This is a genomic window from Komagataeibacter europaeus LMG 18890 (assembly GCF_000285295.1).
Classification (GTDB): Bacteria; Pseudomonadota; Alphaproteobacteria; order Acetobacterales; family Acetobacteraceae; genus Komagataeibacter; species Komagataeibacter europaeus.
Map to the genome: position 1 here is coordinate 1 of NZ_CADP01000114.1, position 8,251 is coordinate 8,251.

Sequence of the window (8,251 nt, forward strand, 5' to 3'; positions counted from 1 at the left end):
GGTGAGCCCTGATGTTCGTGCCATCCAGAAAAGTCATGCCCAGCGCCACTCCGTGGTGGTCCTGAACCAGTTCGAGCAGGCGTTCCCACACCCCCAGTTTCGCCCAGCGGATGAAAAGCTGCGCCGCCCGCCACCACGGACCCAGCTCAGCGGGGATACTTCGCCATTTCGCACCATTCTCATGACGCCAGAAGATCGCTGCTATCGTACGCCGCAGATCATGGGGCGGTGTCTTGCCCCTTGGCCGAACCGCCTCAATCAGCGGTTCCCAGATCGCCCATGTCTCATCAGTGAAAGTGCCTGTTCCGTCTCCTTCTTCAATCCATACAATATAGGAAGTATTTTAAGATCTAACAGGCCCTAACGATCCGCATACATATGGAGGCTTGATAGATATATCGATACGCAAAAGAACGCGTCATAGCTGATCTCCTGCCACCGGTCGGTCCCGCCCGGTAGCACGGTTTGCGACGGTAGCAGGTTTCCTGGCTCACGGATCATGGCAGCTCGGTCCTGTCTTCCCACTCCCTTACTGGAAGCAGTGACCCATCTGATCGGACATCAGATGATCGGATCCGGCTACATACCGCCTACAGTTGCGGGCGCAGCTACCGACTGGCTCCCGGATCATCGCAGATCCCGCCAGAGCTTACGGTATTCCCTATTAATCCGCTTGCGCGGCACCACCGACATAAAAGCTGGTCGCAATATGCGTCAGATTTCGTGATCTACGCAATATGGATTTTCTAAAAACCTGCGATGAAAGAGCATGGTATCCTTCACACAGACGGGAAGCTGGCAGACTTGCACTGCTCGCGGGCGTGCGTCACACTACCTCTACATCAAAGGCCCCGTGCGAACGGGTTAATAGGGAACGCCGTGCGTTCTGGCAGGACTTATCAGGGTCCGGGAACAAGTCGGTGGCTGCCCCCGCAACTGTAAGCGGAGAGATACCGGATCGTATGTCCTCTTAACAGGACCCGTCACTAGCTATGATCAACAGGCCGGGAAGACAGAACCGATATCAAGGACCCGTAAGCCAGGAGACCTGCCTTTGTGACGTAACCAGTTCTATCGGGCGGGGCGCCCGACAGACGGAGTGGCGATCATGTCTTCTGTTTTATCTGCTGCGTTCCCCATCCAGCGTGTTCTTTCCTGACCTGTTCTAAAAAATTACATCCATTGGCCAATGGCGTGTCGCGGGTCTAATCCCGTCAAACGCTACAAGGGGAACATGAGAAATGCGTACATATTTTGGCGGCAACCAGCGAAATGGCACAGGTCGATCTTATTTCGGATCGGAGAGCCTGACTCCCGCACAGAAACGGGCCATTCTGTCCCTGCCGAAAGACGGGGGGTATGGAACCTTGCTGGATGGAGGAAGCATCAGATCATCTCTCGTACTGATGGGCTTTATTGCAGGTGGATGTTCTGCGCGATGGGGGATGGGGCGTTCCCGCCTTACCGCACGCGGTCGGGAACTGCGACACAAACTCGAAGGCTGCGGATCTTAGAGCGTTTTCTGTTCGATTTGAATCATTTGGGATTCCCTTATCTGGCGCGATCTGATTCAAGATGACGGCCGGGGCTGGAGGCCGGCCTGAATGTCGTCACGTACGCTGTCTCTGGATCTTCGTGAACGTGTTGTAGCAGCCGTGTCCGGTGGCCTGTCCCGCCGCCAGGCCGCCGAACGGTTTGGTGTCAGTCCAGCCAGTGCGATCCGTTGGTGTACCCTGGCCCGAGAGACCGGGAGTGTCACGCCGAAGCCGCGAGGCGGTGATCGCCTCTCAGGCCGGATCGAGGCGCAGGCCGCGCGTATTCGCGCCCTGATCGACGAGAAGGATGACCTGACGCTGGTCGAAATCCGGGCGCAACTGGCTGAAGAAGGGCATCATTTTAGCGTCGGCACGCTGTGGCGCTTCTGTGCCCGGCACCGGATCACATGGAAAAAAAGACAGCCCATGCGGCAGAGCAAGACCGACCGGACGTCCTGAAGCGTCGGCAGGACTGGTTCGACGCTCAGCCCGATCTCGATCCCGATCGCCTTGTGTTCATTGATGAGACCTGGGCGTCGACCAACATGGCACGACGCTACGGTCGTGCCCCGCGCGGCCAGCGGCTGCGCTCGGCCGTTCCCCATGGGCACTGGAAAACAACCACCTTCATCGCGGGCCTGAGGCTGACCGGCCTGGTCGCACCGATGGTGCTGGACGGGCCGATCAACGGCCGGAGCTTCCAGATCTATGTCGAGCGTGTCCTCGTGCCGGACCTGCGACCGGGCGATGTGGTCGTGATGGACAATCTCGGCTCCCACAAGGGAGCGGCCGTGCAGGCAGCAATCGAGACCGCTGGTGCAACTCTCCTGTTTCTGCCGCCCTACAGCCCTGACTTCAACCCGATCGAGATGGCCTTCTCAAAACTCAAGGCCCATCTGCGCCGCGCCGCCGAACGCACACGCGACGCTCTGTGGGACAGGATCGGTTCTCTCATCGATCTGTTCACACCCACAGAATGCGCCAACTTCTTCACCGCCGCTGGATATGAACCAGATTGAAAAGAAAACGCTCTAGAAGCCTGTCGGCAGTATGCGTTGTGAGATAGGAACAGAGAATTTCTACGATACAGAGATCGCCGACCGGTTGGTCCACGGACAAATTTTCAGCGTTTACCATGACTTTATTTCGTGTCTCCGTCGTGAACTCCGGGACAGGAGAAAGACGCATCGACTCACCTGTCGGCACTAAAAAAGTGACTGCGTCAGGCACGGATCACGCTATCCATCTGTCGCCAGGTCCAGCAGTGCTTATCATTTTCTATTCTTTATGACCCCGTACAGTCAGGCATGTCTTGACTCACTGATTCATACCCGCGAGTTCTATAAAATCGCGTAAATATTGAATGTCTTCATCCGTCTCGCGATGACCAAGAAAGATCTGTTTCGCAATACCGTTTATACCAAGTTTAACAGGATAAAGCTCAAAGCGAGAGGCATATTCTTCGACAAGCCATCGTGGAAGTGCTGCAACACCGCGGCCATGTGATACCATGACAAGCATGATATCGGTCGTTTCTATCTGCTTCTGCTGTCGCGGGGCTATGCCTGCGGGTTGCAAAAACTGAGTATAGATATCGAGGCGCTCTGACGGTACGGGGTATGTAATCAGTATTTCGCCAATGAGCTGATCTGGCAAAACATACTGTGAATTTCGCAAAGGATGTTCGGGGCCTACAACTAGTACCAGTTCATAGTCAAAAACCGGCGTAAATTTAAGGCCTGGCTTGTAGAGCGGATCCGGGGTCACAAGAATATCGATCTCGTTGCTGAATAGCGCACCTATTCCGCCAAACTGAAATTTCTGGCGCACATCTACATCTACCTTGGGCCATCTTTCCAGATAGGGCGACACTACTTTCAAAAGCCATTGATAGCAGGGATGACACTCCATCCCGATGCGAAGCGTTCCGCGCTCGCCAAGGGCGAACTGTTCAAGCCGATCTTCTGCCAGCGTGAATTGTGGAAGGAGACGGTTGGCAAGAGACAGGAGCCACTCTCCCGCCTGAGTGAGCACGAGAGAGCGTCCTTCACGTTGCCATATCTTCACGCCAAGCTGGCTTTCCAGCTTGCGGATGGAATGACTAAGCGCAGGCTGGGTCAGATTGAGGCGCGCTCCTGCAGCCGTCAATGAGCCTTCGCGCGCAACTTCCTGAATGATCGCCAAATGGCTGCGCTCAAGAATACTCATGTTCTACGCACCATATATGATTGCCGTTTATACATCTATGAAAACATATCATTTTTCTTCATATATCCGAAACCCTATCTTCCAGAAGCCATACATCATCTGGATAAATCTTCATGGTTACGACCCATAATCTCGGCTTCCCTCGCATCGGCTTCAAACGTGAACTCAAGTTCGCCCTTGAAGCTTACTGGAAAGGCCAGTCTTCCCTCGCCATGCTGGAGCAGGTTGGCACGGAACTACGCGCACGCCACTGGCGGGATCAGGCTGGTCTGGATCTCGCACCGGTCGGTGATTTTTCCTTTTACGACCAGATGCTGGACATGAGCTTCATGCTCGGAAACCTGCCCACCCGTGTGCGTGACTTCCATGGTGACCAACTCGATAATTATTTCCGGGTTGCCCGCGGTCGCTCAGCAGCGGTTGGTGAAGAAAACACCGGATGCTGCGGCGGTGTCGCCGCCGGTGAAATGACTAAATGGTTCGATACAAACTATCATTATATCGTTCCGGAATTTGATGCCGAGACGACGTTTACCCTTGATGCTTCGCGGTTGCTGAGCCAGTTGGACGAAGCGCGGAAGCAGGGTATCCGGACGAAGCCGGTCATTATCGGCCCGATAACCTATCTTGCACTCGGTAAGGCCAAAGATGGTTCGGACAAGCTGGATCTGCTGCCGCGACTGTTGCCCGTATATGCCATACTGCTCGACGCGCTTGCTCAGGCGGGTGCCGGGTGGGTGCAGATCGATGAGCCGGTTCTGGTAACGGAACTGGATGCATCGTGGCAGAACGCTTTTGTGCAGACCTATCAGGCGCTTGATACCCGCCGGGTCAAACTGCTGCTGGCCACGTACTTCGGTCAGCTGCGCGAAAATCTGGCCCTGGTGAGCAGGCTCCCCGTGCAGGGCGTGCATCTCGATACCATTAATGCGCGGGAGGAGGTCTCTGAACTGGTAAAGACGAGCCCGCCAGATCGGATAATTTCCCTTGGGATCGTCAATGGCCGAAATATCTGGAAGACGGACCTGGAAGCGACGCTGGACTGGCTGGAACCTGTGGCAAAGCTGCTGGGAGACCGGCTCTGGATCGCGCCGTCCTGTTCCCTGCTGCACGTGCCTGTGGATCTGGCGGCCGAAGAGAAGATGGACGCCGAGATCAGCTCGTGGCTGGCTTTTGCCGTGCAGAAGCTGGACGAAATCCGCGTGCTGGCCCTTGCTCTTGACCGGGGGCGTTCTGCTGTGACGTCAGAACTGGTTACCAATCGGGCTGCGCTGGACTCACGCCACAGTTCGCCCCGCGTAAACAATCCGGATGTAAAAAATGCCATTGCGGCCATCACTGAATCGCTTGGCCGTCGGAGGAGTGAATTTGCTGCTCGCGCAGCAAAACAGGCCGCACTGCTGCAACTGCCGCTTTACCCGACCACCACCATCGGCTCTTTTCCCCAAACCAGAGAAATCCGTCTCGCGCGCAGTCAGTTCAAATCCGGAAAAATTGACGAAGGAACATATAAGGCAACCATGCGTCGTGAAATCGAACATGCAGTGCGCGAGCAGGAAAAGTTGGGTCTGGACGTGCTGGTCCACGGCGAGGCGGAACGCAACGACATGGTCGAATATTTCGGTGAGCAGCTTGAGGGGTATGTGTTCAGCCAGAATGGATGGGTTCAGTCCTACGGCTCGCGCTGTGTGAAACCGCCGATCTTGTTCGGAGATATCAGCCGCCCCAAGGCAATGACGGTAGAGTGGATCAGCTACGCAGCATCCCTTACCGACAAACCAATGAAAGGCATGCTGACTGGGCCAGTCACGATTCTTAACTGGTCTTTTGTCCGAGATGACCAGCCGCGCTCGGCCTCATGCTTTCAACTTGCGCTCGCCATCCGGGATGAGGTCCTGGACCTTGAAAAGGCCGGTATCCGCGTCATCCAGATTGATGAGGCTGCCTTGCGTGAGGGCCTGCCGCTGCGCAAATCGCAATGGCAGGACTACCTGACGTGGGCGGTGGAGGCCTTCTGCATTGCAGCCAATGGTGTCGCTGATGAAACCCAGATCAACACACATATGTGTTATTCAGAGTTCAACGACATTATCGCCGCCATCGCTGCCATGGATGCAGACGTTATCACCATTGAAACCTCGCGCTCCGACATGGAGTTGCTTGATGTCTTCGAGACGTTCAACTACCCGAATCAGATTGGACCGGGGGTCTACGACATCCACTCACCCAACATCCCCACCGAAGCGCAGATGGTTACTTTGATGGAGAAAGCGAATGAGCGCATTCCAGCACAACGTCTGTGGGTGAATCCGGATTGCGGGCTCAAGACGCGCCAGTGGAACGAGGTCATCCCGGCACTCGTCAATATGGTACGCGCGGCCCGCACGCTGCGGGAGAAGTCGGCCTGAACCGCGGACTACACGTGGCGGACGCGGCAGTCGGGTGATTGTATCAAAGCTGTGACCATTCCCTGACGATAACATGAGAGACTGGTCGCACGTCACCGGAAAGCAATGCGTCTGACCGGCTCTCGCTATCAGGGACCGGGAAGACGCCCGGCATAGCTTTCGTCCATTCGTACTTATCGGTACAAAGCCATTGTTGGCATAACAAATCTTATAAGACATATGGATTCGGTGGCGAAAGCAGTCTGTCAGTTGATCCATATTCCCAGCCTGAAGAGCTTTCATCTCCGGTTCCCGTCTATGAATCCGCACAAAAGACAGAACCTTGCGCAAGGTTCTGCACCCAATACCAGTAATTAAGGTTTCCACCTTACCCTTAATCATGACAGGAAAAATTACCGCCCTCGCCCTGTATGATGGTGCGGAACGTAATCGATTGCTCATCGCCCAAGCGCGTCCGGCATCGAGCCTACAACACACATCAGGAAGCCCGACAGGACATGTTTGACTACCTCGAAATGTGCGGGATTCTTTATTTTCCTCAACCAACCAATAATCTGGCGCGCTGACGAACTGCCTCAAGTTCCTTCGCTGAGACCTTTCCTTTGAGCTTCGCGCTCCGCACCCGGCAATCCAGACTTCTCATCTGATCCGAGAGCACCACACTGGCGGGTTTTCCGATCACGACCACTTCAAACGGATAGCCTTTGATTTTAGTGGTCGTAGGGCAGCAAAGCATCATCCCCGCTTTGGCATTATAACTCGCAGGGCTGAGAACCACCGCTGGCCGATGCACAGCCTGTTCCCGCCCTGCCTGAGGGTCAAATTCCAACCAGACAATATCGCCGCAGTCAGGAACCCACGTGACCTGGGATTTGGTGCTCACAAGCTTTCGTCACCTACAGACTGTCCAAAGTCAATTTCCTCATGCTGGTTCAAATCGGTAATCCCGGCGACGAGGTCTTCCAGTTTGAGCGGTGTGGCGCGAACTGGCTCAATGATAACTCGACCATCTTCCTCGTGGACATTCACCATCTGGTCATCCTGAAGTTCGAGTGATGCGTGGATGCCTGGTTGCCTTATAACCACGCCCGATAGGCCGGGCTGATCAGTCAGACCTTGGCCCCTTTTGCTTTCGTGCCGGTTTTCCGTACCGCACGCGGTTTCGCTGAGGCCTTGGAACGAGGCATTTTCTTTGGCGACGCTGCGGAAGATCCAGATTCAGTTGCCGACGACCTGGATCGCCGCGAAATGGTTTTTTTGGTGGGTACTACGGCCTCAGCAGTATCGACCGATATTTCTTTCGCTGCACTATCGACAGAAGGTGCTGCGGGTGCCTCGTCCACGGGAGCGGTCGGGGGCACCAAAATCTTACGTCCAAGGCCCGCGTCTCGCGCCAGAGCCGCCCGCATTTTGGCATACTCCGGAGCAACCATGGGATAATCCATAGGAAGCTGCCATTTCTCTCGGTATTGCGTTGGCGTCATCCCATACCTTGTCTGCAGGTGACGCTTGAGCATTTTGAGTTTTTTGCCATCTTCCAGACAGACGATGTATTCAGGAAATACCGACTGCGCGACTGGAACTGCGGGCTGCTGGGCCGGAATGCTGGCGTTTTTCTCTGGGACCGGTGTTGTTTCGCGGATAGCAGCGTAGACATCACGGATAAACGCCGGGACGTGTTCTGTCGGCAGAGAAGTATTGGTATTGCCGAGATGCGCTGCCACGATGTCGCTCATGGCAATTACAATTGCCGGGGATAGGTCGTCTGATTGGTCCATGATAAAGCCTCTCCGCTATATTTTTACCGAATAATATTGCCGGAGTGTAAGTCTTTATGCAATCGGCAAAATATGGCGTATCGAAAGCTGAATTATATATTGCGTTACGTTGCCTACATCGATCACATTGCACCATGAGCATCAAGTTCTATGCAAATTGTAAGCGGCGAAGCCTGCCCCTGATTACGCTATCAGACGGCGTAAACTGGCTCCTGCAGCGGGCCTGGCACAGAAGCTACGACTCACCTCAATGTCGATGATAAGTTTTTTAGTCCGAATATATCCATCCACGAATTTTCCATGACGTGGTGAGCGGATACAG

7 protein-coding genes and 2 riboswitches are annotated in these 8,251 nt (G+C 54.8%); of the genes, 3 read left to right on the forward strand and 4 right to left on the reverse strand.

Features of this window, described 5'->3' with window-relative positions; all coding sequences use genetic code 11:
• Positions 1 to 274, reverse strand: a 274-nt coding sequence (locus tag GEU01_RS24840) for a transposase (RefSeq protein ID WP_232272548.1), incomplete at its 3' end; no start/stop codon positions are given.
• A 184-nt stretch (positions 275 to 458) separates the two neighbouring features.
• A riboswitch (cobalamin riboswitch) is annotated at positions 459 to 703 on the reverse strand.
• Between the two features lie 126 nt (positions 704 to 829).
• Positions 830 to 1,070: riboswitch (cobalamin riboswitch) on the forward strand.
• 534 nt (positions 1,071 to 1,604) lie between these two features.
• On the opposite strand from GEU01_RS24840, the gene GEU01_RS24850 reads away from it, so the two are divergent.
• A protein-coding gene (locus GEU01_RS24850) for an IS630 family transposase (RefSeq protein ID WP_370636667.1) occupies positions 1,605 to 2,554 on the forward strand; the annotation gives its coding sequence in 2 pieces (ribosomal slippage) (positions 1,605 to 1,947 and positions 1,947 to 2,554; 951 coding nt in all).
• A 298-nt stretch (positions 2,555 to 2,852) separates the two neighbouring features.
• Here GEU01_RS24850 and GEU01_RS17990 read toward each other — a convergent pair.
• On the reverse strand, positions 2,853 to 3,743 hold the full coding sequence (locus GEU01_RS17990; protein WP_026018853.1) for a LysR family transcriptional regulator: 891 nt from the start codon (positions 3,741 to 3,743) through the stop codon (positions 2,853 to 2,855).
• Between the two features lie 113 nt (positions 3,744 to 3,856).
• On the opposite strand from GEU01_RS17990, the gene metE reads away from it, so the two are divergent.
• Positions 3,857 to 6,151: a 5-methyltetrahydropteroyltriglutamate--homocysteine S-methyltransferase gene (gene metE / locus GEU01_RS17995; protein ID WP_026018854.1), complete on the forward strand. Its 2,295-nt coding sequence runs from the start codon at positions 3,857 to 3,859 to the stop codon at positions 6,149 to 6,151.
• Positions 6,152 to 6,689: 538 nt separating this feature from the next.
• Here metE and mazF read toward each other — a convergent pair.
• A complete protein-coding gene (mazF, locus tag GEU01_RS24855) occupies positions 6,690 to 7,034 on the reverse strand; it encodes an endoribonuclease MazF (protein ID WP_010517204.1) in 345 nt (114 codons plus the stop codon).
• 41 nt (positions 7,035 to 7,075) lie between these two features.
• Between mazF and GEU01_RS27350 the strand changes: the two genes are divergently transcribed.
• Positions 7,076 to 7,207, forward strand: coding sequence for a hypothetical protein (locus GEU01_RS27350; protein ID WP_258367913.1), 132 nt, complete (start codon positions 7,076 to 7,078; stop codon positions 7,205 to 7,207).
• A gap of 53 nt (positions 7,208 to 7,260) precedes the next feature.
• Here GEU01_RS27350 and GEU01_RS18005 read toward each other — a convergent pair whose 3' ends face one another.
• Complete coding sequence (locus tag GEU01_RS18005) at positions 7,261 to 7,929, reverse strand: MucR family transcriptional regulator (protein ID WP_010517199.1); 669 nt, start codon at positions 7,927 to 7,929, stop codon at positions 7,261 to 7,263.
• Positions 7,930 to 8,251 lie beyond the last annotated feature (322 nt).

What these genes read in the sequence shown, in the direction of transcription:
- metE (WP_026018854.1), top strand. Translation starts at nt 3,857, where the DNA reads ATGGTTACGACCCATAATCTCGGCTTCCCTCGCATCGGCTTCAAACGT.
- GEU01_RS17990 (WP_026018853.1), bottom strand. Translation starts at nt 3,743, where the DNA reads ATGAGTATTCTTGAGCGCAGCCATTTGGCGATCATTCAGGAAGTTGCG.
- GEU01_RS27350 (WP_258367913.1), top strand. Translation starts at nt 7,076, where the DNA reads ATGCTGGTTCAAATCGGTAATCCCGGCGACGAGGTCTTCCAGTTTGAG.
- GEU01_RS18005 (WP_010517199.1), bottom strand. Translation starts at nt 7,929, where the DNA reads ATGGACCAATCAGACGACCTATCCCCGGCAATTGTAATTGCCATGAGC.